At 68.6% G+C, this 23,262-nt stretch carries 24 protein-coding genes; 11 read left to right on the forward strand and 13 right to left on the reverse strand.

The window, feature by feature from the left end:
• Positions 1-79 precede the first annotated feature (79 nt).
• The 3 genes from I7S92_RS05450 to I7S92_RS05460 are packed head-to-tail and all read left to right on the forward strand — an operon-like array spanning position 80 to position 2,378.
• On the forward strand, positions 80-751 hold the full coding sequence (locus I7S92_RS05450; RefSeq protein WP_197642477.1) for a cell division ATP-binding protein FtsE: 672 nt from the start codon (positions 80-82) through the stop codon (positions 749-751).
• Positions 748-1,644 carry a cell division protein FtsX gene (locus tag I7S92_RS05455; RefSeq protein WP_197642478.1) on the forward strand — a complete coding sequence of 299 codons (897 nt, stop codon included), beginning with the start codon at positions 748-750 and terminating at the stop codon, positions 1,642-1,644. Before I7S92_RS05450 ends, I7S92_RS05455 begins: the two co-directional genes overlap by 4 nt.
• On the forward strand, positions 1,641-2,378 hold the full coding sequence (locus I7S92_RS05460; RefSeq protein ID WP_197642479.1) for a lysophospholipid acyltransferase family protein: 738 nt from the start codon (positions 1,641-1,643) through the stop codon (positions 2,376-2,378). The genes I7S92_RS05455 and I7S92_RS05460 overlap by 4 nt, the downstream gene beginning before the upstream one ends.
• Here the strand turns inward: I7S92_RS05460 and I7S92_RS05465 are convergent.
• Complete coding sequence (locus tag I7S92_RS05465; protein WP_197642480.1) at positions 2,361-2,690, reverse strand: DMT family transporter; 330 nt, start codon at positions 2,688-2,690, stop codon at positions 2,361-2,363. The genes I7S92_RS05460 and I7S92_RS05465 overlap by 18 nt on opposite strands.
• Positions 2,691-2,715: 25 nt before the next feature.
• Positions 2,716-3,675, reverse strand: coding sequence for an acetyl-CoA carboxylase carboxyltransferase subunit alpha (locus I7S92_RS05470; protein ID WP_197642481.1), 960 nt, complete (start codon positions 3,673-3,675; stop codon positions 2,716-2,718).
• Positions 3,676-3,809: 134 nt separating this feature from the next.
• On the opposite strand from I7S92_RS05470, the gene I7S92_RS05475 reads away from it, so the two are divergent.
• Complete coding sequence (locus tag I7S92_RS05475; RefSeq protein WP_197642482.1) at positions 3,810-4,664, forward strand: glycosyltransferase family protein; 855 nt, start codon at positions 3,810-3,812, stop codon at positions 4,662-4,664.
• A gap of 316 nt (positions 4,665-4,980) precedes the next feature.
• Here I7S92_RS05475 and I7S92_RS05480 read toward each other — a convergent pair whose 3' ends face one another.
• Positions 4,981-5,943, reverse strand: coding sequence for an L-malyl-CoA/beta-methylmalyl-CoA lyase (locus I7S92_RS05480; RefSeq protein ID WP_197642483.1), 963 nt, complete (start codon positions 5,941-5,943; stop codon positions 4,981-4,983).
• 140 nt (positions 5,944-6,083) lie between these two features.
• Here I7S92_RS05480 and dgcA point away from each other — a divergent pair, with 140 nt between their 5' ends.
• Genes dgcA through I7S92_RS05495 form a run of 3 tightly spaced genes read left to right on the forward strand, consistent with a single transcriptional unit; the run spans position 6,084 to position 8,302 of the window.
• Positions 6,084-7,046, forward strand: a complete 963-nt coding sequence (dgcA, locus tag I7S92_RS05485; protein WP_197642484.1) for an N-acetyl-D-Glu racemase DgcA — start codon at positions 6,084-6,086, stop codon at positions 7,044-7,046.
• 3 nt (positions 7,047-7,049) lie between these two features.
• Positions 7,050-7,913, forward strand: coding sequence for a D-amino-acid transaminase (locus I7S92_RS05490; protein ID WP_197642485.1), 864 nt, complete (start codon positions 7,050-7,052; stop codon positions 7,911-7,913).
• Positions 7,913-8,302, forward strand: coding sequence for a rhodanese-like domain-containing protein (locus tag I7S92_RS05495; protein WP_197642486.1), 390 nt, complete (start codon positions 7,913-7,915; stop codon positions 8,300-8,302). Before I7S92_RS05490 ends, I7S92_RS05495 begins: the two co-directional genes overlap by 1 nt.
• A gap of 2 nt (positions 8,303-8,304) precedes the next feature.
• Here the strand turns inward: I7S92_RS05495 and I7S92_RS05500 are convergent, their stop codons facing one another.
• From I7S92_RS05500 to paaN, 7 genes are all read right to left on the reverse strand, one after another.
• Positions 8,305-10,239 (reverse strand): 3-hydroxyacyl-CoA dehydrogenase NAD-binding domain-containing protein, encoded by a 1,935-nt coding sequence (locus I7S92_RS05500; protein WP_197642487.1) that lies wholly within the window; start codon positions 10,237-10,239, stop codon positions 8,305-8,307.
• A 1-nt stretch (position 10,240) separates the two neighbouring features.
• Positions 10,241-10,942: an ABC transporter ATP-binding protein gene (locus I7S92_RS05505; protein WP_197642488.1), complete on the reverse strand. Its 702-nt coding sequence runs from the start codon at positions 10,940-10,942 to the stop codon at positions 10,241-10,243.
• Positions 10,929-11,699: an ABC transporter ATP-binding protein gene (locus tag I7S92_RS05510; protein ID WP_197642489.1), complete on the reverse strand. Its 771-nt coding sequence runs from the start codon at positions 11,697-11,699 to the stop codon at positions 10,929-10,931. Before I7S92_RS05510 ends, I7S92_RS05505 begins: the two co-directional genes overlap by 14 nt.
• A complete protein-coding gene (locus tag I7S92_RS05515; protein ID WP_197642490.1) occupies positions 11,696-12,652 on the reverse strand; it encodes a branched-chain amino acid ABC transporter permease in 957 nt (318 codons plus the stop codon). Before I7S92_RS05515 ends, I7S92_RS05510 begins: the two co-directional genes overlap by 4 nt.
• A 2-nt stretch (positions 12,653-12,654) precedes the next feature.
• Complete coding sequence (locus tag I7S92_RS05520) at positions 12,655-13,527, reverse strand: branched-chain amino acid ABC transporter permease (RefSeq protein ID WP_197642491.1); 873 nt, start codon at positions 13,525-13,527, stop codon at positions 12,655-12,657.
• 64 nt (positions 13,528-13,591) lie between these two features.
• Complete coding sequence (locus I7S92_RS05525) at positions 13,592-14,722, reverse strand: ABC transporter substrate-binding protein (protein WP_197642492.1); 1,131 nt, start codon at positions 14,720-14,722, stop codon at positions 13,592-13,594.
• 30 nt (positions 14,723-14,752) lie between these two features.
• A complete protein-coding gene (gene paaN, locus I7S92_RS05530; protein ID WP_197642493.1) occupies positions 14,753-16,390 on the reverse strand; it encodes a phenylacetic acid degradation protein PaaN in 1,638 nt (545 codons plus the stop codon).
• Positions 16,391-16,509: 119 nt separating this feature from the next.
• On the opposite strand from paaN, the gene paaG reads away from it, so the two are divergent.
• The 4 genes from paaG to I7S92_RS05550 all read left to right on the forward strand — a co-directional run bounded on the left by paaG (position 16,510) and on the right by I7S92_RS05550 (position 19,776).
• On the forward strand, positions 16,510-17,304 hold the full coding sequence (paaG, locus tag I7S92_RS05535) for a 2-(1,2-epoxy-1,2-dihydrophenyl)acetyl-CoA isomerase PaaG (protein WP_197642494.1): 795 nt from the start codon (positions 16,510-16,512) through the stop codon (positions 17,302-17,304).
• Between the two features lie 14 nt (positions 17,305-17,318).
• Positions 17,319-17,750: a hydroxyphenylacetyl-CoA thioesterase PaaI gene (paaI, locus tag I7S92_RS05540; RefSeq protein WP_197642669.1), complete on the forward strand. Its 432-nt coding sequence runs from the start codon at positions 17,319-17,321 to the stop codon at positions 17,748-17,750.
• A 30-nt stretch (positions 17,751-17,780) separates the two neighbouring features.
• The gene (gene paaK, locus I7S92_RS05545) at positions 17,781-19,091 is read left to right on the forward strand and encodes a phenylacetate--CoA ligase PaaK (protein ID WP_197642495.1); all 1,311 of its coding nucleotides are present in this window, start codon (positions 17,781-17,783) and stop codon (positions 19,089-19,091) included.
• A gap of 85 nt (positions 19,092-19,176) precedes the next feature.
• Entirely contained in the window at positions 19,177-19,776 is a 600-nt protein-coding gene (locus tag I7S92_RS05550) for a TetR/AcrR family transcriptional regulator (RefSeq protein ID WP_197642496.1), read from the forward strand.
• Here the strand turns inward: I7S92_RS05550 and I7S92_RS05555 are convergent.
• From I7S92_RS05555 to I7S92_RS05565, 3 genes are read right to left on the reverse strand one after another with little or no spacing between them, the layout of a single operon-like run.
• Complete coding sequence (locus I7S92_RS05555) at positions 19,760-20,377, reverse strand: acyltransferase (RefSeq protein WP_197642497.1); 618 nt, start codon at positions 20,375-20,377, stop codon at positions 19,760-19,762. The two genes, I7S92_RS05550 and I7S92_RS05555, sit on opposite strands and share 17 nt — an antisense overlap.
• Entirely contained in the window at positions 20,374-22,452 is a 2,079-nt protein-coding gene (gene paaZ / locus I7S92_RS05560; protein WP_197642498.1) for a phenylacetic acid degradation bifunctional protein PaaZ, read from the reverse strand. Before paaZ ends, I7S92_RS05555 begins: the two co-directional genes overlap by 4 nt.
• A gap of 53 nt (positions 22,453-22,505) precedes the next feature.
• Positions 22,506-23,261 (reverse strand): Phenylacetic acid catabolic protein, encoded by a 756-nt coding sequence (locus I7S92_RS05565; RefSeq protein ID WP_197642499.1) that lies wholly within the window; start codon positions 23,259-23,261, stop codon positions 22,506-22,508.
• Position 23,262 lies beyond the last annotated feature (1 nt).

Raw genomic sequence — 23,262 nt, forward strand, 5'->3', positions numbered from 1 at the left:
CTTTTACAATCCTTTCCGCCTGTGCGATGGAAAGCGCAGTCAAGCCGCGCGGCCAGCCGCCAAAGTCAGGGAACCCGTCGTGATCGCCTTCGAAAACGTGGCCTACAGCTATGGCGGCGGCGAGCTTCTGACCGATGTCTCGCTGCGCCTTGCTCCGGGCTCGTTCCATTTCCTGACCGGCCCTTCCGGCGCGGGGAAATCCACCTTCCTGAAACTCGCCTATGCCGAGCTGAAGCCCACCTCCGGCCGCGTCACCCTGTTCGACCGCGAGCTTGCCAGCCTCACACGCGACGACGTGGCCCGCAGCCGCCGCCGGATCGGCATCGTGCACCAGGACTGCAAGTTCCTCGACCACATGACGCTGGCGGCGAACATGGCGCTGCCCTTCACCGTTTCCGACCGCGAGAGCGATCCGCAGGACATGGACGACCTCCTGTCCTGGGTCGGGCTGAAGCATCTGGCCGACGCGCTGCCGCCGCAGCTTTCCGGCGGCGAGCGCCAGCGCGCGGCGCTGGCCCGCGCGGTGATCGTCGATCCCGACGTGATCCTGGCGGACGAGCCCACGGGCAACGTGGACTGGGAAATGTCCCTGCGCATCCTCACCCTGCTGGTCGAGCTGAACCGGATGGGCAAGACCATCCTGGTCGCCACCCACGACCTGAACCTGATCCGCCAGGCCAAGGCGCAGATCCAGGCCCGCGTCCTGCGCATCGCCGGGCACCGGGTGCAACTCGCGGGGGCCGACCTGTGAGGCTTCCCAAGGCGAAACCCGCCAGCCCGGCAACGCGCGCGCTGCAGGTCGTGCCGCCCTCCGGCCCCACGGGCTGGCTGACGACCTTCACCGCAGGCGCGATGGCCTTCCTCTGCGTCTTCGCCCTCGCGCTCTCGCTCGCTTCCGGCCGTCTCGCCGACCGCTGGTCCGAGGCGCTGGCCCGGACCGCCACGATCCGTCTCTCCGCGCCGGTGGAGCAGGTGCAGATCCAGACCGACGCGATCCTTGCCGTCCTCGCCACCACTCCCGGCGTGGCCAGTTTCCGCGCCCTGGACGAGGCCGAGACCCGCGCACTCCTCGAACCCTGGTTCGGCCCCGACCTCCCGGTCGAGGCCCTGCCGATCCCCCGCCTGGTCGAGCTGGTCGAGGCCGATCCCGGCTATGACGCCCAGGGCCTGCGCCAGCGCCTTGCGGCCGAGGCCCCAGGAGCGACGCTCGACGACCACACCCGCTGGCGCCGCCCCCTGGCCGAGGCCGCGGCCCGCCTGCGCCTGCTTGGTGTGCTCTCCATCGCCCTGATCGGCGCGGCGATGGCCGCGATGATCACGCTCGCCGCCCGCGCGGCGCTGGCGACCAATGCCGGGGTGATCCGCGTCCTGCGCCTCGTCGGCGCCAAGGACAGCTACATCGCCCGCGCCTTCGTGCGCCGCTTCACCCTGCGCGCCCTGGGCGGGGCCGGGGTCGGGGCCGCCGCCGGCATGGCCGGGGTCGCGGCCCTGCCGGCAACCGACGCCGCCGGGGGCTTTCTCACCGGCCTCGGCTTTACCGGCACCGGCTGGCTCTGGCCCCTGGCCCTGCCGCCGCTTGCCGCGCTCGTCGCCTTCCTCGCCACCCGCCGCGCCGCCTTCCAGAAACTGAGAGAGCTGACATGACCCCGATCCGCTGGCTGCTGTCGCTGGTCTTCATCGTGCAGATGTATCTCGCCATGGCGGTGATCGCGGTGGTCTTCGCCCCCTGGGCGCTGGCCTCGCGCCACGGTGCGCGGGTCGCCTGCAAGACATTCTGCCGCTGGACGATCTTCTCGCTGCGCGTCCTCACCGGCCTGAAATCCGAGGTCCGGGGCACCCCGCCGACCGGCGAATGCATCATCGCCGCCAAGCATCAGAGCTTTCTCGACATCATCCTGATCTTCAACGCCGTCCCGGCCGCCAAGTTCATCATGAAGCGCGAGCTGATGTACACGCCCTTCCTCGGCCAATACGCGCTGCGCATAGGCTGCGTGCCGGTCGATCGCGGCAAGCGCGGCGCGGCGATCGCCCGGATGAAGTCCGACGTGGCAAAGGGCACGGCCGAGCCCGGCCAGCTGATCATCTACCCCCAGGGCACCCGCGTCGCGCCCGGCGACGTGAAGCCCTACAAGGTCGGCACCGGCCTGCTTTACGACCAGCTCGGCCAGCCCTGCCACCCGGCCGCGACCAATGTCGGGATCTTCTGGCCCAAGCGCGGCATCCTGCGCAAGCCCGGCACCGCCGTGGTCGAGTTCCTGGAGCCGATCGCCCCCGGCCTGCGCGTGGCGGAGTTCATGCGCCGGCTGGAGGCCGAGGTCGAGACACACTCCGACCGCCTGATGGCCGAAGCTGGTTTCAGATCAGAAGCGCAGGGGTAGGGTGGGCAGTATTGCCCACCTTACGATACCGCTTCCGGCGAATTTCAGCGCCACGATACCGGCGAAGATCAGCAGGTTTCCCGCGACCCGCATCAGGTTCACCGGCTCGTGGAACAGGGACACCGCCGCCACCGCCGTCCCCACCGCGCCGATGCCGACCCAGACCGCATAGGCCGTGCCGACCGGCAGTGTTTTCATCGCCGCCGCCAGCAGCCAGACCGACCTCAGCATCAGCACCACCGTCACCACCGCGGGCCAAAGCCGGGTGAACCCGTCGGAATACTTCAGTCCAAGCGCCCCCCCGCTCTCCATGCGATGACGACGGTAAGCCAGGGGCTCAGGCGGCCAGGCCCTTCGCCCCCATGTCCAGGAATTTCTGCCGCCGGTCCTTGACCAGCGTCTCGGGCTTCTTGCCGGAAAGTTCCTTCAGCATCGCCTCGATCGCCTTGCCGACCGCCTCGATCGTCTCTTTCGGCGCGCGCTGCGCACCGCCCATCGGCTCCTTCACGATCCGGTCGATGATCCCCAGCTTCTGCAGGTCCTGCGCCGTCAGGCGCAGGGCCTCGGCCGCCTCGCGCATCTTCTCGGCATCCTTCCACAGGATCGAGGCGCAGCCCTCAGGCGAGATCACCGAATAGACCGAATGCTCCAGCATCGCCACCCGGTTCGCCGTGGCGAAGGCCACCGCCCCGCCGCTGCCGCCCTCGCCGATCACCACGCTGATCAGGGGCACCCCGATCGCCAGGCACTTCTCGGTGCTGCGGGCGATCGCCTCGGCCTGGCCGCGCTCCTCGGCGCCCTTGCCGGGATAGGCGCCGGGCGTGTCGACCAGCGTGATCACCGGCAGGCGGAAGCGATCCGCCAGGTCCATCAGCCGGATCGCCTTGCGATAGCCTTCGGGCCGCGCCATGCCGAAGTTGCGCTCGATCCGCGACTTGGTGTCGTTGCCCTTCTCGTGCCCGATCACCACCACCGGCTGGTCCTGGAACCGCGCGATCCCGCCCATCACCGCATGGTCGTCGGCAAAGGCCCGGTCGCCCGCCAGCGAGGTGAATTCGGTGAACAGCCCCTCGACATAATCCTTGCAATGCGGCCGGTCCGGATGCCGCGCCACCTGGCACTTCTGCCAGGCCGTCAGGCCCTTATACAGGTCGCGCAGAGCCGCTTCCGCCTTGCGGTCCAGCGCCTCGGCCTCCTTGGTCAGGTCCACGCCGCCGCCGGTCCTGGCCAGCGCGCGCAGTTCCTCGGCCTTGCCTTCGAGTTCGGACAGGGGCTTCTCGAATTCGAGGTAGTTCATCGCGCGCTCCATCTTCCGGCGCTGCCTATATGGCCAAAGGGCGGTGCAAAGGCAACCGTCGGACCCGCCATCGGCCTTGCGTCGCCCCGTCCGCCCTGTCTAGCCTTGCGCCACGCCCCAGCACCGGACCTTTCGTGACCCTTTTCCTTGCCAACGACACTTCCGAGGTCCAGCACGCCGGCTGCAAGGCCGTCATGCGCTCGCTTCACGCCGCCATCGCCGGGGCAGGGATGACGATCACCGGCCGCCATGTCACCGGAACGCGCGCAATAGACCCGGAAGCCTTCGCGCAGGCCGGGGTGCTTCTGATCAACGGCGAGGGCACGATCCACCATTCCGGCCCCCGCGCCCTGTTCCTGCTGGAACTGGTCGCGCGCGCCCGGCGCGAGGGGAAGCGCGTCCTTCTGGTCAATGCGCTCTTCCAGCAATACGACTGCCCCGCCCCGGACATCCTGTCCGGCCTGACGCTCCTCGCCACGCGAGAGCCGCGCAGCGCCGCCTTCGCCCGCCGCTTCGGGGGAGAGCCGCTTGTCCTGCTCGACTCCGCCGCCGACCCCGCCTTTCTGGCGCAGGGCAAGGCCCGCCCCCTGCTTGACGGCCGGCTGGTCGGCGGGGCGCATCCGCATGGGCTGATCCCCGATCCCTTCGCGGGCCTCCCCGGCGAGAAGCTGGGCCTGCGCCGCCTTCCCTTCGAGGACATCGTCGCCACCCTGCGCGGCGCCGAACTGTATCTCACAGCCCAGCACCATGGCGTCTATGCCGCGGCGCTTGCCGGCTGCCCCTTCGTCACCACGCCGTCGAACAGCCACAAGATCGAGGCTTTCGTGGACTGGACCGGCCTTCCGATTCCGGTCTGCCTGCGAAAGTCCGAGATCGAGCCCGCCATCGCCTTCGCCCTGCGCAACCGCTCGCTCTATGCCGAACTGGCGGATTTCATGCGAGAGCACTCGGTGTTGACCCCGGACCATCTCCGTCAGGCGCTCGGCTGACCCGGCTGCGTATTGGCGGATCCGTGGCCTGCCTTTCGGCACTCCGGGGCATTCCGCATCGGGCACCCCAAAGGGCCAAACCTTACCAGAGTATTAATGCTCCCGGACAAGTCACTGATTTTGCAGGATTCGGATTCCCGCCACGCGTGGACACCCCCCGAAACAGCAGCGCCCCGTGGCCGGGCCACGGGGCGTGCATCCTCCCATTCGCCGCGCGGGGTCTCCCCACCCCTGATGCGCGGCTCAGGTATCCTTCGCGGTCCGCCCGGCTTTCAGGCGACCGATGGGGAACGCTGCCCCTTTCCCGGGCAACCTGTCAACGATTCCCCGAGATGATGTCGGCCTGCCGCACGATCACCTCCGCCTGCCGCATCGAGGCGATGTCCACCAGCCGGCCCTTGTAGACCGCCGCGCCCTGGCCCGCGGCCTTGGCCGCCTCCATCGCAGCCAGAATCTCGCGCGCCTCGGTCACCGCCGCCTCGGACGGGGTGAAGACCTCGTTCGCCAGCGCCACCTGCTTCGGATGGATCGCCCATTTGCCGACCATCCCCAAGGTCGCCGACCGCCGCGCCTGGGCCCGGAACCCCTCCTCGTCCGAGAAGTCGCCGAACGGCCCGTCCACCGGCAGCACGCCATGCGTCCGGCAGGCCGCCACGATCGCCGCCTGCGCCCAGTGCCAGGGATCGGACCAGTATTTCGCCCCCTCGCGGTGCATGTAGTAGTTCTCCTGCGTCCCGCCGATCCCGGTGGTCTGCATCCCCATCGAGGCCGCGAAATCCGCCGCGCCCAGGCTCATCGCCTGCAGGCGCGGTGAGGAGGCCGCGATCTCCTCGACATGGGCGATCCCAGCCGCCGTCTCGATGATCACCTCCAGGCTGATCCGCTTCTTCCGCCCCGCCGCCGCCTCGCAGGCGGTGACCAGCGCGTCGACCGCATAGACATCCGCCGCGCAGCCCACTTTCGGGATCATGATCTGGTCCAGCCGCTCGCCCGCCTGTTCCAGGAGGTCGACCACGTCGCGATACCAGAAGGGCGTGTCCAGCCCATTGATCCTGACCGAGAGCGTCTTGTTCCCCCAGTCCACCTCGGAGACCGCCCGGGTGATGTTCGCCCGCGCCTGGGCCTTGTCGGCCGGGGCGACCGAATCCTCCAGGTCGAGGTTGATCACGTCTGCCGCCGAGGCCGCCATCTTGGCGAACAGCTCGGGCCGCGAGCCGGGGCCGAAAAGCTGGCAGCGGTTCGGGCGGGCGGGGGCGGGGGGTTGCAGGCGGAAGCTCATGGGGATACCTGTCGGCAATGATATTACGCGGGTTGCGGTGATGTGGTTATATTGTTGCGCGCCGCAGTGCAACATGCCTTTTGCGGCCGCAGAAATCCCTGCGCCTTCCCAAACCCAGCCTGTCCCCCTACAGTCCGCCCATGATCACCGCCCAGGCCGAGACCTTCCCGCTTCGCAATCCCTTCACCATCTCGCGCGGATCCAAGACCGAGGCGCGGGTGGTGACGGCCACCGTCACCCGCGGCGGCCATCGCGGCTGGGGCGAGGGGCTGCCCTACCCGCGCTATGGCGAAACCGTGGAGGAGGCCATTGCGGCGATCCACGCCCTGCCCGAAGCGATCACCCGGGCCGCCCTGCAACACGCCATGAAGCCCGGCGCGGCGCGGAATGCGGTGGACTGCGCGCTCTGGGATCTGGAGGCCAAGACCACGGGCAAGCCGGTCTGGCAACTTGCGGGCCTGCCCGAGCCGAGGCCGGTGGAGATCGCCTTCACCCTCTCGCTCGACACGCCGGAGGCGATGCGCGCCGCCGCCGCCCGTAATGCCCATCGGGCCGTGCTGAAGGTCAAGCTCGGCACCCCCGCCGACATGCCCCGGATCGAGGCGGTGCGGCAGGGCGCCCCCAAGGTCCGCCTGATCGTCGATGCGAACGAAGGCTGGACGCCCGAGGTCTACTCCGACCTCGCGCCGCACCTGATCCGGCTGGGGGTGGAGATGGTGGAGCAGCCCCTGCCGCAAGGCGCCGATGACATGCTGGCCGAGATCGCCCGCCCGCTGCCGGTCTGCGCCGATGAAAGCGCCCATGATGCGGCCTCGCTGCCGGGGCTGGTCGGCCGGTATGACGTGGTGAACCTGAAGCTCGACAAGACCGGGGGCCTGACCGAAGCCCTGCGGGCGCGGGACGAGGCGCGGCGGCTGGGCCTGAAGGTGATGGTCGGCTGCATGATCTCGACCTCGCTCTCGATGGCCCCGGCGATCCTGGTCGCGCAGGGGGCCGACTGGTCCGACCTTGACGGCCCCGCCGACATGGCGCAGGACCGCGCCCATCCGGTCATCTACGACGACCGTACCATCCACCCGGCCTCGCCGCAGCTTTGGGGATAGAGAATGACCCGCACCGTCTATGTGAATGGAGACTACCTGCCCGAGACCGAAGCCAAGGTCTCGATCTTCGACCGCGGCTTCCTGATGGCGGACGGGGTCTATGAGGTGACCTCGGTGCTGGAGGGCAAGCTGATCGACTTCGATGGCCACGCCAAACGCCTGGCGCGGTCGCTGAACGAGCTGGAGATGACCTGCCCGATCCCGGAGGAGGAGCTTCTGGCGATGCACCGCGAACTGGTGGCGCGGAACGGGATCGACCAGGGAATGATCTACCTGCAGGTCACCCGCGGCAATCCGGGCGACCGCAGCTTCGTCTTCCCCGATGCCTCGCTGCCGGGGACGATCGTCGCCTTCACCCAGAACATTCCGAACCTCGCGGATGCGCCTGCGGCGAAGACCGGGTTCCGGGTGATCACCATCCCCGACCTGCGCTGGAGCCGGGTCGACATCAAGACGGTGCAGCTTCTCTACCCGTCGATGGGCAAGATGGCGGCGAAGAAGGCCGGCGTCGATGACAGCTGGTTCACCGACGAGGCGGGCCGGGTGACCGAAGGCACCTCGAACAACGCCTATATCGTCAAGGGCAACCGGATCATCACCCGGGCGCTCGGCAACGACATCCTGCACGGGATCACCCGCGCCGCCGTGCTGCGGTTCGCGGCCGAGGCGCAGTACGAGATCGAGGAGCGGCCCTTCACCCCCGAAGAGGCCCAGGGCGCGGACGAGGCCTTCTCGACCGCCGCGTCGATCTTCGTGATGCCGGTCGTCGAGGTGGACGGCAAGCCGGTGGGGACGGGCAAGCCCGGCCCGGTGGCGGTCCGGCTGCGCGAGATCTATCTGGACGAAATGCGCAAGGCGGCGATCTGATGCCGCTGGCGCTGTCCTCGGCCGCGATGGTCGCCGCCGCCCGGGCCCGGATCGAGGAGATCCCGGCGGCCGAGGCGGTGGCGTTGCTGGGAAGGTCGGATGTGGTCTTCGTCGACCTGCGCGACGTGCGGGAGCGCGAGCGGTCGGGATTCATCCCCGGCAGCTTCCACTGTCCGCGCGGTATGCTGGAGTTCTGGGTGGACCCGGACAGCCCCTATTTCAAGCCGGTCTTCGCCGAGGAGAAGCAGTTCGTGTTCCACTGCGCCTCGGGCTGGCGGTCGGCGCTGGCGGTGGCGACGCTGCAGGACATGGGCTTTGCCGCCAGCCACATTCCCGAGGGCTTCACCGGCTGGGTCGCGGCCGGGGGGCGGGTCGAGACGAAGGGCTGACCTCAGCCCTCCGCCGCGAACATCGGCCCGCCGCGCCAGCGCGGGTAGCCGTAGCCGTGCACTTCCACCAGGTCGATGTCCGAGGGCTTCAGCGCGATGCCTTCCTCCAGGATCGCCTTGCCTTCAGCCGCCATGGCTCCGGTGAGGCGGCTGGCGATCCCTTCCGCCGTCAGGGTCGGGCCTGCGGTGATCCGGCCCGCCAGCAGGCCGGCGGTCGTGTCCGAGGGCTTCGGCGTCCGGTCGCCGGGCGCGTAGTCGTACCAGCCGCCGCCGGTCTTCTGCCCCTTGCGGCCCGCGCGGACCAGGATGTCTCCCAGCGTTTCCGGCGCGTCCTGGCCCGAGGCGCGGGCGCCTTCGCGCTGGAGGTAGGCGATGTCGAGACCGCCCAGGTCCTGCGCCTCGAACGGGCCCATGGCGAAGCCGTGGGCGCGCATGGCCGCGTCGACGGCGGCGATGGGGGTGCCGTCGCGGACCAGCGTTTCCGCCTCGGCCCGGTAGCGTTTCAGGATGCGGTTGCCGATGAAGCCGTCGCAGATCCCGGCCTGGACCGGGATCTTGCCCAGTTGCCGGGCAAGGGCGAAGCCGGTGGCGAGGGTTTCGGGCGAGGTCGTCGGGGTCGGCACGATCTCCAGCAGTTTCATCACATTGGCCGGGCTGAAGAAGTGCAGGCCGATGAAACGGTCGGGGTGGGGCAGGCCCTCGGCGATGAGGCGGGGGTCGAGGTAGGAGGTGTTGGTCGCAAGGATCGCGTCGGGGCGGCAGGCCTGGCCCAGCCGGGCGAAGACGGCGCGCTTGACGGCGAGGTCCTCGAAGACGGCCTCGATGACGAGGCCGGTGCCGGAGAGGAGCGCATAGTCGCTGCCTGCCGTCACCCCGTCCATGCGGGCCCGGGCCTGCGCCTCGGTCAGCCTGCCGCGCTTGACGGCGCCGTCGAAGATGGAGCGGAGGTTCGCAAGGCCGCGCTGGACGGCTTCCTCGTCGCGCTCGATCAGCACAACGGGCAGGCCCGCGTCGCGCAACGCGGCGGCGATGCCCGCGCCCATCGTGCCGCCGCCGATCACGGCGGTGGAGCGGATCTCGCGCGGCTTCACACCGGCCAGATGCGCGGGCTTGGGCGCGGCGCGTTCGGCGAAGAAGATGTGGCGCAGCGCGGCGGCCTGGTCGGAGGCGCGCAGTTCCAGGAAGGTCGCGCGTTCGTGGGCCATCGCCTCGGCGAAGGGCTTCTCGGCGGCGATGCGCAGGCAGTCGAGCGCGCGGAGGGGGGCGACCTCCCCCTTGGCGCGCTTGGCGATGGCCTTGCGCTGCTCGTCCCACCAGGCCGGGTCAGGCGAGGTGACGGGGCGGGCCGAGATCGGCGGCGGCAGGGGGTGGGTCAGGGCCTTGCGGGCGAAGGCCAGGGATTCGGCGCGCAGGTCTCCGCTGACGACGGCATCGACAAGGCCCATCGACAGCGCCTTGCCGGCCTTGACCGGACGGCCGGTGGTGACCAGCTCGACGGCCGCTTCCACGCCCGCAAGACGCGGGGTCCGGACGGTGCCAGAGGCCCCGGGCACGATCCCAAGGGTCACTTCGGGAAGGCCGACCGAGGCGCTATCCAGCGCCACGCGGAAGCGGCAGCCCATGGCGACCTCGAACCCGCCGCCGAGGGCCGAGCCGTGGATCGCGGCGGTCCAGGGCTTTGCTGCGCCCTCAAGTCGGTCCACGAGGTCGGGCAGATGCGGGGGCACAGGGGGCTTCCCGAACTCGCTCACGTCGGCCCCGGCGATGAAGGTGCGCCCGGCGCAGATCAGCACCACCGCGCGGACGGTCGGATCGGCGTCCAGTGCGCCCACGGCGTCCCAAAGGCCCTGGCGCAGGGCCTGGCCAAGGGCGTTCACCGGCGGGTTGTCCACGGTGACCAGGGCGATGTCGCCGTCGCGGTCGATGCTGACAATCATCTCAAATCCCCAGGTAAGCTTCGCGGATGCGTGGGTCGGCGATCAGCGCCTCGGCCGGGCCGTCCATCGTGATCCGGCCCGTCTCCATCACATAGCCCCGGTCCGCGATCTTCAGCGCGCCATAGGCGTTCTGTTCGACCAGGAGCACGGTGACATCCAGCGCCTTGAGCCCCTTCACCACGTCGAAGATCTGCGCGACGATGATCGGGGCAAGGCCCATCGAGGGTTCGTCAAGGAGCAGACAGGACGGCCGGCCCATCAGCGCCCGCGCCATCGCCAGCATCTGCTGCTGTCCGCCGGACAGGCCCCCGGCCGCAAGGTTGCGCTTTTCCTTCAGGATCGGGAACATCTGGAAGGCGTCAGCCATGTCCTTCTCCACCCGGTCGTCGGCGTAGAGATAGGCGCCGAGGCGGAGGTTCTCCTCCACCGTCAGGTTGGTAAAGATCTGCCGGCCTTCGGGCGATTGCGACAGGCCCCGGCCGACGCGGCGCCAGGCGGGGACGCCCGACATCGGCTCGCCCCGGAAGGTGACGGAGCCTCCGGCCAGGGGATGCACGCCCGAGAGGCAACGCAGAAGCGTGGTCTTCCCCGCCCCGTTCGCCCCGATGACGGTGACGATCTCGCCCGAGTTCACGGCAAGGTCGATCCCGTGCAGCACTTCGATCCGCCCGTAGCGGGCGCGCAGACCTTCAACCAGCAGCATTTTCGGCCCCCAGATAGGCAGCGATGACGGCAGGGTTCCGGCTGACCGAGGCTGGGTCGCCCTCGGCGATCTTCTCGCCGTGGTCGAGGACGACGATGTGGTTGGAAATCCGCATCACCATCTTCATGTCGTGCTCCACCAGCAGGATCGCCACGCCCGAGGCGGCGATCTCGGCGATCAGGTGGTCGATCTCCTCGGTCTCGACCGCGTTGCAGCCTGCGGCGGGTTCGTCCAGAAGCAGGACCTTGGGCTTCAGCGCCATGGCCCGCGCGATCTCCAGCCGCTTGAGCGAGCCATAGGAGAGGCTGCCCGCCTCACGCTCGGCCGCGCGTTCCAGGCCGACGCGCTTCAGAAGCTCCCGCGCCCCGGCCTCGGCCGCTTTCGCGCGGCGGCGCGAGGCGGGGAGGTTCAGGAGATCGGACAGTACATGGCCGCTTTCCTGCAGGTGATAGCCCGCGATGGTGTTCTCCAGCACGGTCATCGACTGGAAGACCTGGAGGTTCTGGAAGGTCCGGCACATGCCCCGGCGGGCCAGAAGGTGCGGGGACATGGCGGTCACGTCCTCGCCATTGAGCACCACCTTGCCCATGCCGGGCCGGTAGACGCCCGAGATCATGTTGAACAGCGTGGTCTTGCCCGCCCCGTTCGGCCCGATGACCGAGACGATCTCGCCGGGTTTCACGGTGAAGGAGACGTCGTTGACGGCCTTCAGCCCGCCGAAGCTGATCCCCAGCCCCTCGATCGACAGCAGAGTCATTCGCCCCTCCCCCGGATCTTGCGCAGGATCGACGGGACGACGCCTTCGCGCAGGAAGATCATCACCAGCACCATCACGGCGCCGAGGACCAGTTGTTCGTATTCGGCAAAGACCGTCAGCACCTGCGGCAGCAGCGTCAGCACCGCCGCGCCGAAGATCGCGCCCGCGACCGAGCCGACGCCGCCCAGGACGGCCATCGTCACCATCTCGACCGAGTGCATGAAGCCCGCGACATCCGGCGTTATGAACTTGTTCTGCAGCGCCAACAGCGAGCCCGCGACCGAGGCGTAGACGGCCGAGATCACGAAGGCCTGCAGCTTGAGCCGCGCCACGTCCATGCCCACGGTCTTGGCCGCGACTTCGGAGCCATGCAAGGCCCGCAGCGCCCGGCCCGTGGCGCTGTCGCGCAGGTTCAGCGCCAGCCAGGCGCCAAGGATCAGGACGATGCCGCAGAAGAAATACCAGAACTGGCCGTTCGACAGGTCGAGCCCCGCGTCCTTCAGCACGCCGCGCAGGCCAAGCTCGGCCACGTCGATGCCATCGGGGCCGCGCGTGAGCTCGCGTTCGTTGTTCAGGACCATCGAGATCAGGATGCCCATCCCCAGCGAGGCGACGGCGAGGTAATAGCCCTTGAGCCGCAGGATCGGGCGGCCGACGAGCCAGGCGAGGACGGCCGAGATCGCCGCGCCGAGAACGACTGCCAGGGCGGGATGGATGCCCCAATGCACCGGAGCCAGGGCGCAGGCATAGGCGCCGATCCCGGCGAACCCGGCGTGGCCAAGGCTGATCTGCCCGGCCCAGCCGGTCAGGATCACGATGCCGGTGACGGCCAGCGCGTTGACGAAGATCAGCGCGCCGATGCGGTAGTAGAAGCCCGAGGGGAAGAAGATCGGCGACAGCGCGATCAGGACGACAAGGGCGAGGAGCGTGACGGATTTCGGAGTCAGTCGCATGGTCACACCCGGTCGGTCGATTTGCGGCCGAAAAGGCCCTGCGGCAGGAAGAAGAGCACGCCGAGGATCACGATGAAGGCGGCGGCGTCCTTGTATTGCGAGGACAGGTAACCCGCCGTCAGCCCCTCGAGCACGCCCAGGAGGAAGCCGCCGACGAGTGCGCCCTTGGGATTGCCCATGCCGCCCAGCATGGCGGCGGCGAAGCCCTTCAGCGCGAAGGCGAGGCCCACGTCGTATGAGGTCATGGTGATCGGCGTGACCAGCACGCCCGCCAGCGCGCCGATCCCGGCGGAAAGCGCGAAGGAGAGGGTCATCACGAAGGGCGTATTGATCCCCACCAGCTGCGCGGCGAGGCGGTTGTTCGAGGTCGCGAGCACCGCCCGGCCGAGCAGCGTCCGGGTGAAGAACAGCCAGAGGCCGACGAAGACCGCGAGGGCCCCGCCGATCACCCAGAGGCTTTGCGGCAGGATCGTCGCGCCCAGGATGCGGAGCGGGTCGTCGCCCGAGAAGGCCGGGAAGCTGTGGATCTGCTTGTCGAACACCAGCTGCGCCGCGCCCCGGATGAAGATCGACACGCCGATGGTGATGATGACCAGCGACACGACCGGGGCGCCCCGCGCGGGCTCGATCGCGAGCTTGTTCATCGCCACCCCCAGCGCGGCGGTCGCCACGATCGCGACCAGCGCGGCCAGTGGCAGCGGCGCGCCTGCGGCATAGGTGAAGACGGTGATCATCCCGCCCAGCATGACGAACTCGCCTTGCGCGAAGTTCACCACGTCGGAGGCGTTGTAGATGATGGTGAAGCCCAGGGCGACCAGCGCGTAGACTGCGCCGACCGTCACCCCGGACAGAAGGAATTGCAGAAGTTCCGACATGCGTCCCAGCCCCCCGATGGCCCGAAATGGGTCGCCGCGCCCGGTCAGGGGCGCGGCGGGTGGATTACTGAACCAGGGTCCATTTGCCGCCCTGGATTTCCAGCATGCGGAAGGCGGTCAGGTCGAGGCCCAGGTGATCCTCGGGCGTGAAGGTGTAGACGCCGGTGGTGCCGGCGAGGCCCGAGGTCGCCTCGATTGCGTCGCGGATCGCGGCGGGCTCGGCCGAACCGGCGCGGGTGATGGCGTCGGTCATGATCAGGAAGGCGTCATGCGCATAGCCGCCGAAGGTGCCGACCGGAGTGCCGGTCTTTTCCTCGAACATCGCCTTGTAGGCATCGACGACCGGCTTCTGCGGGTCATCCGCCGCCAAGAGGCCGGCGACCAGAAGCGCGGTGCCCGGCAGGCGCACGCCCTCGGCCGCTTCCGTTCCGGCAAGCTCGATGAACCCGTCCGAGGCGACGCCATGCGACTGGTAGAACGGCAGCTCGATCGCCAGCTGCTTGTAGTTGCGGGTCACGATCGACGGGCCCTGGCCGAAACCGGGGTTCAGGATCGCCTGCACGCCCTCGGTGCCCTTGATCTTGGTCAGCTGCGCGGTCATGTCCGCGTCCTTGGGATCATAGGTCTCGTCGGCGACGATCTCGATTGCGTAGTCCGGGGCCACCGTCTTGCACTGGGCCTGCATCGAGGCGCCAAAGCCGTCGGTGCCCGAGATCATGCCGATCTTGGTGATCCCGGCCTTCTGCATGTCCTCGAAGATCTTCTGGCAGGCCATGCGGTCGGTGTGCGGGGTCTTGAAGGTGTAGGGCTTCACCGGGTCGATGATGTCGATGGCCCCGGCCAGCGAGATGAAGGGGATCTCGGCGTCCTCGGCCACGGCCAGGATCGACATGGTGGTGCCGGTGGTGGTGCCGCCGATGATGGCGACCACTTCGTCGTCCTCGACCAGGCGGGTCGCGAAGGTGCGGGCCTTGTTCGGGTCGCCATTGTCGTCATAGGCGATCAGGGTGACTTCCTCGCCGTTGATGCCGCCCTTGGCGTTCAGGTCCTCGACCAGCATTTCCAGGGTCTTCAACTCCGGATCGCCCAGGAAGGCGGCCGGGCCGGTCGCGGAAATCGAGGCGCCAAGCTTGATCTCGGCCATGGCGGGCATGGCAAGGGCGATCAGGGCGGTGGTGGTCAGGAAAGTCTTCATGGGTCTCCTCCCAGAGAGTTACTGATGAATTCAGGCCGCCAGCCGGCGCGACATCACCCGGCGGAAGCGGGTGGCGACGAAGGCGGTGTCGGTCAGGCTGGCGTTGCCGGCGGGGTTGGCCCCGGTGACGTGGAAGTCGCTGAAGGCCGCGGACTGGTTGACGAAGATGTTGCCGGTCAGGTTGATCGACAGGTTCACCCCGGCTTGCGCAAAGGCGGCTTCGGCGCGGCCGATGCGCGATTCGTCGGTGTCGTAGAGCGCGGCGGTGATCGCGCCCTTCTCGGTCGCAAGGGTCGCGGCCTGCCGGATCGCGGCGTCGGCGTCCTTGGCCGCAATCAGGAAGGCGACAGGGCCGAAACATTCTTCGCCGGTGACGGCGTCGTTGGCGTCCACTGCCAGCAGAAGCGGCCCCGGTTCGCCCTTGGCAGCCCCGGCGCGCAGGATACGGCCCTTGGCGGCGGTCCCCTCGGCGCGGGCTTGGGTTGCCGGGTTGGCGATGGCTCCGCAGACGCCTGCCGCACGGGCGGGGTCGGACAGGAGGGTGTCGATGGCCGTCACAAGGCCGGCGGCGACCTCGTCAAAGGACTTGTGGCCCTTGTCGGTCTCGATGCCGCCCGCGGGGATGTAGAGGTTCTGCGGCGAGGTACACATCTGGCCGGAATAGAGCGAGAGCGCGAAGGCGAGGTTCGCGCACATGCCATCAAGGTCGCGGGTCGCGGCGATGACGACGCTGTTGACGCCGGTCTCCTCGGTGAACAGCTGCGCCTGGCGGGCGTTGTCGCGGAGCCATTGGCCGAAGGTGGAGGAGCCGGTGTAGTCGATCAGTTTCACCTCGGGCCGGGTGGCGAGGTCCTTGGTGATCTCGGCCCCCGGTTCGTCGACGGCCAGCAGCACCGCATCGGCGGGCAGGCGCGCTTCGGCCAGCACCTCGCGGAGTACCCGGACGGTCAGCGCCAGCGGCAGGATGGCGCGGGGATGCGGCTTCACGATCACCGGGTTGCCGGTGGCAAGGCTGGCGAAGAGACCGGGGTAGGAGTTCCAGGTCGGGAAGGTGTTGCAGCCGATGGTCAGCGCGATCCCGGCGGGGCGGAGCGTCCAGGACTTCTCCACTACGATCGGCGCGGCCTTGCCCTGCGGCTTCTCCCAGCGGGCGGTGGCGGCGAAACGGGTCATCTCGGTCCAGGCGGCGGCGACGGCTTCAAGGCCGCGGTCCTGGGCATGCGGGCCGCCGGCCTGGAAGGCCATGGCGAAGGCCTGCCCGGTGGTGTGCATGGTGGCGTTGCCGATCAGGAAGCTCTGCCGGTTCAGCCGGGCCAGCGCCTCGAGGCAGACACCGACGCGGGTTTCGGGCGAAGCCGCGGCCAGTGCGGGCGCGGCAGCCGTGGCGGCGGCGATCAGTTCGTCGGGCGTCGCAGCGGGGTAGCGGATGGCGAGGGTCGGGCCGAAGGGCGAGACCTCGGCCCCGGCGCGAGCCTGGCCCGGATGGCCGGGCAGGTCGAATTCCTGGCCCAACAGCGCGGCGAAGGCGGACTCGCCCTCGGCCTTGGCGGTTTCGCCATAGATCCTGCCGCTGGGCACCTCCGGGTAGGGGGTCCAGTATTCGCGGCATGCAAGGGCCGAGACGGCCGCCTCAAGCGTCGGCCGGTGAAGGTCGAAGAAGTCCGCCATGATATCCTCCTGCCGAGGGCTCTCCTCCCCGACGGGTTTTATCATTGACCGGCCGGTCGGTTTATGCAAGAGCTTTTTCAAGGCGTCCGGAAAATGGATCCGGACGGGGAGACGCTCCAATGACCACATCCGACACCGTCCTTGCCAGCCTTGACACGGGCGTGCTGCGCCTGACCCTGAACCGGCCGGACAAGCTGAATTCCTTCAACGAGGAGATGCTCCTGGCGCTCCGCGCCCAGATCCGGCGCGCGCATGAGGACGAGGCCGTCCGCGCCGTCCTGCTGACCGGGGCGGGGCGCGGCTTCTGCGCGGGCCAGGATCTTGGCGACCGCGATCCGCGCAAGGGCGGGCCGGTCCCCGATCTCGGCCACACGCTGGAGACCTTCTACAACCCGACGCTGCGGCTGATTCGGGGGCTGGAGAAGCCGGTGATCTGCGCGGTGAACGGCGTGGCGGCGGGCGCAGGCGCGAACATCGCCTTCGCCTGCGACATCGTGCTGGCGGCAAAGTCGGCGAAGTTCATCCAGGCCTTCGCCAGGATCGGCCTGATTCCCGACGCGGGCGGCAGCTGGTCGCTGGCCCGCATCCTGGGCGAGCCGCGCGCCAAGGCGCTGGCCCTGACGGCGGAGCCGCTGCCCGCCGAAAAGGCCGCCGACTGGGGCCTGATCTGGAAGGCCGTTGAGGATGCCGAACTGATGGCCGAGGCGGCGAAGCTGGCCGGATCGCTTGCCGCCGGGCCGACGCTGGGCCTTGGCCTCACCAAGCGGCTGATCCAGGCCGCCGCGACCAACTCGCTTGACGAACAGCTCGACATGGAACGCGATCTTCAGCAGCAGGCCGGCCGAAGCGCCGATTATGCCGAGGGCGTGACCGCCTTCCTGGACAAGCGCCCCGCAAGGTTCACCGGCAAATGAAACCTGTCGCGCAGATGACCCCGCAGGAGCTGGCCGAAGCCTCGGCCAAGGCGCTCTGGAACGACGATTCGGCCAGCCAGCGGCTGGGGATGGTGATGGACCATCTCGCCCCCGGCGAGGCCACGCTGTCGATGACCGTGACCGAGGCCATGTCGAACGGCCACGGCACCTGCCACGGCGGCTATATCTTCACCCTCGCCGACAGCGCCTTCGCCTTCGCCTGCAACGGCTACAACCAGCGCACGGTCGGGCAACATGCCTCGATCACCTATCTCGCGCCCGGCCGTGTGGGCGACCGGCTGACCGCCGCCTGCCGCGAGGTGTCGCGCCAGGGCCGGTCGGGCGTCTACGACGTCCGCGTCACCAATCAGGACGGGGTGCATGTCGCGGAATTCCGCGGCCTGTCGCGCACCGTCAAGGGCACCCATCTTCCGGTCGACGGCTGACCGGCGTAGCTATTTCCCGAGGGAGGAACCATGGAAGATCTTACCCCCCGCAAGCAGGACCTGGACCCGATCGAGATCGCCTCGCGCGACGAGATCGAGGCCCTGCAGTTCCACCGCATGAAGCGGTCGCTGAAACACGCCTACGAGAACTCGCCCTTCTACCGCAACCGCTTCATCGAGCATGACGTCCATCCCGAAGAACTGAAGACGCTGAAGGACATCGCCAAGTTCCCCTTCACCTACAAGCAGGACCTGCGCGAGACCTACCCCTTCGGCATGTTCGCCGTTCCCCGGTCGAAACTGGTCCGCGTGCATGGTTCATCCGGCACCACGGGCAAGCCGACGGTGGTGGGCTATACCGCGGGTGACATCGACGTCTGGGCCAACCTGATCGCGCGCTCGATCCGCGCCGCCGGCGGCCGTCCCGGCGACATGCTGCACAATGCCTATGGCTATGGCCTCTTCACCGGCGGCCTCGGCGCTCATTACGGGGCGGAACGGCTGGGCTGCACGGTCGTCCCGATCTCGGGCGGGCAGACCGAGCGCCAGGTCTCGCTGATCTCGGACTTCCAGCCGCAGATCATCATGGTCACGCCCAGCTACATGCTGTCGATCCTGGACGAGTTCCGCCGCCAGGGCCTCGACCCGCGGCAATCCTCGCTGAAGGTCGGCATCTTCGGGGCCGAACCCTGGACCAACGCGATGCGGCAGGAGATCGAGGAGGCGTTCGACATGCACGCCGTGGACATCTACGGCCTGTCGGAAGTCATGGGCCCCGGCGTGGCGCAGGAATGCGTGGAGACCAAGGACGGGCTGCACATCTGGGAGGACCACTTCTACCCCGAGATCATCGACCCGGTGACGGGCGAGGTGCTGCCGGATGGCGAGATGGGCGAGCTGGTCTTCACCACGCTGACCAAGGAAGGCCTGCCGATGGTGCGCTACCGCACCCGGGACCTGACCCGTCTGCTGCCCGGCACCGCCCGCAGCATGCGGCGGATCGAGAAGATCACCGGCCGCAGCGACGACATGATCATCCTGCGCGGCGTCAACGTCTTCCCGACCCAGATCGAGGAGCAGATCCTGAAATGCCGCGGCCTCGCCCCGCATTTCCAGATCGAACTCGCGCGGGAGGGGCGCATGGACAACATGACCGTCCATGTCGAATGCACCGCCGACATGGTGGACGCCGATGCCCGCGCCAGGTCGGCAAAAGAGCTTGCGCATCACATCAAGGCCATCGTCGGTGTCTCCACGCGCATCAACGTGACCGATCCGAATGCGATTGCCCGTTCCGAAGGCAAGGCCAAGCGCGTCGTGGACAATCGCCCGAAAGGCTGACCGTCCGGTCAGTGACACAATCATATGCTTGCTTTAGAAGGGGCAGCGATGCCCCTTCGACATTGGCAGCGTCAGGAATAACATCATGGCTCGGACACGGGCAGCAGATTTCGAGGAAAAGCAGCGCGGCATTCTGGACAAGGCGGCCCAGGTCTTTGCGGAACAGGGGATGGAGAAGGCCTCCATGTCCCAGATCGCAAGCGTCGCCCAGGTGTCGAAGGCGCTGCTGTACCACTATTATCCCAGCAAGGATGCGCTGATCTTCGCGATCATCATCACCCATCTGGAAGGCCTGGACGCAGCCATCGAGGAGGCCGACGATCCTACGCTCCCGCCCGAGCAGCGCCTGCGCAAGCTGGTGGGCACGGTGCTGGAGAATTACCGGGGCGCGGACAATCAGCACAAGGTGCAGTTGAACGCGACCGCAGCCCTGTCGGATGAGCAGAAGGCCGAGATCATGGCGCTGGAACGCAGCATCGTGCGGCGGTTCTCTACCGTGCTGGACCAGGTCAAGCCGGGGCTGAACACCAGGGAGCGGCCGCTTCTGATGCCGGTGACCATGTCGCTTTTCGGCATGATGAACTGGGTCTACATGTGGTTCAAGGACGGCGGCCGGATCAGCCGCGAGGATTATGCCGACGTGGCGACGACGCTGATCCTGGAAGGGATCAAATCCGTCCGTTGAGGCCCGCCAGAACCTTCGGGTCATAGGCCGGCGCCTCGGCGCGCCTGCGATCCGGCTCGGGCGCGGTCAGGGGCGTGACGGGGCGCAGTTTCTCCGGCGCCTCCAGGGCAAGGCGCTGATAGATAGCGGTGCCCTGCGATTTCCAGGCGATCTCGTCGTCGGACAGTTCCCGCAGCACCTTGGCCGGCGACCCCACCGCCAGGCTGCGCGGCGGGATCACCGCCCCCGCCTTCACGAAGGCCAGCGCCGCGATGATCGAGTTCTCGCCCACCATCGCCTCGTCCATCACCACGGCGTTCATCCCGACCATGGCATTGCGGCCGATCCGGCAGCCATGCAGCACCGCGCCGTGGCCGATATGGCCGGCTTCCTCGATCACCACATCCTTGCCGGGGAAGGCATGGACGACGCAGGTCTCCTGCAGGTTGCTGCCCCTCTCCATCACGATGCGGCCGAAGTCGCCGCGCAGCACGGCACCGGGGCCGACATAGCAGGCCGGGCCGATCAGCACGTCGCCGATCACCACGGCCTCCGGATGGACGAAGGCCGTGGGGTCGATCACCGGGACGATGCCGTCCCAGCTGTAGATGCGCCGGGTCACTCGGCCGCCCGAGCGGCGACCGGCGGCCAGACCTTGGCCACCATGGTCAGAACGTCGTACTGCGCCACCACGGCCCCGGTCTGCTTGGTCACCCGGCAATCCCAGCGCACCTCGCCGTGTTCGGCGCCGGCGCGCGGGTTGATTTCCTTGCAGGTCAGCCGGACCTGCAGCGTGTCGCCGAAATAGACCGGCGTCAGGAAGCGCAAGGAGTCGACGCCGTAGTTCGCCAGCACCGGGCCGGGCGCGGGATCGACGAAGAGGCCCGCCGCGAAGGAGGCGATCAGGTAGCCATGCGCCACGCGGTCGTCGAAGAACGGGTTCGCCCTGGCCGCCGCGCTGTCCATATGGGCATAGAAGGTGTCGCCGGTGAAATGGGCGAAATGTTCCACATCCTCCTGCGTCACCTGCCGCGCCGCCGTGACCAGCTGGTCGCCGATATTCAGCTCGGCCAGCGACTTGCGGAACGGATGCACGCCCTGCTGCACGTCGGCCCCCTCGACCCAGCGGCCCGTCACCGCCGACAGCAAGCGCGGGCTGCCCTGCACGGCGGTGCGCTGCATGTAGTGCTTCACGCCGCGCATCCCGCCCATCTCCTCGCCGCCGCCGGCCCGGCCCGGACCACCGTGGACCAGCGGCGCAAGCGGCGAGCCGTGCCCGGTGGAGGATTTCGCCGTCGCCCGGTTGCCGATCAGCACCCGGCCGTGATGCGGAGCGAGGCCCAGCACCGCCGCTTCGGCCACCTTGGGATCTTCGGTGAATACGGACGACACCAAGGAGCCCTTGCCCCTGGCCGCCAGCGCCACGGCTTCCTCGATATCGTCGTAGGGCATGACGGTGGAGACCGGGCCGAAGGCCTCGACATCATGCGCCGCGCCCGCCGCGAAGGGCTTGTCGCAATACATCAGCACCGGGTTCAGGAAGGCCCCCGCGTCGGCATCGCCCGAGGCGACGCGGACCTGATCCGGATTGCCCGCCACGATCTCGGCATCCGCCTGCAGGTCGCGGATCCGCGCTCGGACCTCGTCGCGCTGGTCAAGCGAGGCCAAGGGACCCATCCGCGTCCCCTCATCCCCCGGCAGGCCGAGCGGTGTCTTCTCCAGCCGGTCGCCAAGCGCGGCGATCACCGCCTGCACATGGGCGCGCGGCACGAAGACGCGGCGGATCGCGGTGCATTTCTGCCCGGCCTTCGCCGTCATCTCGCGCGCCACTTCACGCACGAACAGATCGAACTCCGCCGTTCCCGGCCCCGCATCGGGACCCAGGATCGAGGCGTTCAGGCTGTCCGCCTCCATCGTGAAACGGGTCGAATTCTCGATCACCGCCTTGTGCGATTTCAGCTTCCGCCCCGTCCAGGCCGAGCCGGTGAAGGTCACCGCGTCCTGCCCCGTCACATGGTCCAACAGGTCGCCGACCGAACCGGAGATCAGTTGCAGCGCGCCTTCGGGCAGAAGGCCGGTTTCCACGATCCGCCGCACCACCAGCTCGGTCAGGTAGGCGGTCTGGCTGGCCGGTTTCACGATGCAGGGCACGCCCGCGATCAGGGTGGGCGCGATCTTCTCCAGCATCCCCCAGACCGGGAAGTTGAAGGCGTTGATGTGGACCGCCACGCCCTGCAGCGGCGTGAAGATGTGCTGGGCGACGAAGCTACCGTCCTTCGACAGCACCTCGACCTCGCCATCGGTCAGCACGCGGGTGTTCGGCAGTTCCCGCCGTGCCTTGGAGGCGAAGGTCAGCATGGTGCCGATCCCGCCCTCGATGTCGATCCAGCCATCCGCGCGGGTCGCCCCGGTGTGCAGGCTTTCGGCGTAGAATTCTTCCATCAGTTCCATCAGCTTCAGGCCAAGCGCCTTCAGCATCCCGGCCCGATCATGGAAGGACATGGCGCGCAGCTTCGGCCCCGCCATCTCGCGTCCGTAGGCGAGTGCTGCGGCAAAGTCGATGCCGGTGGAGTCGATGGTGGCCACGACGTCTCCGGTCGCGGCGTCGCGCAGGGCCTGGCCCTCCTTGGCGCCGGGGGTCCAGCGGCCGGAGACAAAGCTTTCCAGACGGCGCGGGGGGCGTGCCGAAATGGTCATGGGCATATTCCTTGGTCAATGCGCGGGACGGGCCTTGCGCCCGCCCCGTCAGGTCAGTTCAGGCCGATCGGGCCCAGTGTCTCGGCGACCAGCGCGTCCCAGCGGGCGTGCAGGGTCTCGTTGGTCGCATGGCGCAGGCCGAACCGGGCCTGGGTCTGGTAGCGGGCCGAATTGGCGATGCCGAAGGTCACGGCGACGCGCGGCCGCCAATAGGCGACGGCGGCCTTGGCCTCGGCCTTGCCGTCCTCGGTGGCGACAAGCTGGTCCAGCCCCTCGATCCCCAGCGCGGCATGACGCGCCTCCCGCGGGGCGATCTCGCGGAAGACCTCGGCCAGCGGCGCATAGGAGACGCGGGTCAGCTCGGTCATCTGGACGCCGGTGGCGAGGCCCATCAGCACGTTCATCACCACCGCATCGGCCCAGCCGGTGATCGGGTAGTGGAACACCGACAGCCGCATGTCGCCCCCGGTCCGGGTCGAGCCGAAGTCGGCCTCCCGCGGCAGCCGCGCCGCCCAGTCGTGCTGGCGCTGGTAACGCGCGGTGTCGGTGCCGAAATCGGCCATCACGGCCAGCACGCGTTCCGCATGGTTGGCCTTCTCCAGCGTGATCCGGCTGGCGGCGATCCGCTCCTTGATCCCCGGCGCGAAGTTGATCGACGCGGCGAACCCGGCCGAGGCCGCCAACTCGCTGTCCACGAAGGAGGACATCAGCCGCAACAGTTCGCCCCGGTAGCGGGCCGGCACATTGCCCGGAGAGGTCAGGACGCCGCCCTGCGCGAGGTAGTCCTCGATGTTCATCGTCTGGGTCATC

This window comes from Tabrizicola soli (genome assembly GCF_015999335.1).
In the GTDB taxonomy this organism is placed as follows: Bacteria; Pseudomonadota; Alphaproteobacteria; order Rhodobacterales; family Rhodobacteraceae; genus Tabrizicola; species Tabrizicola soli.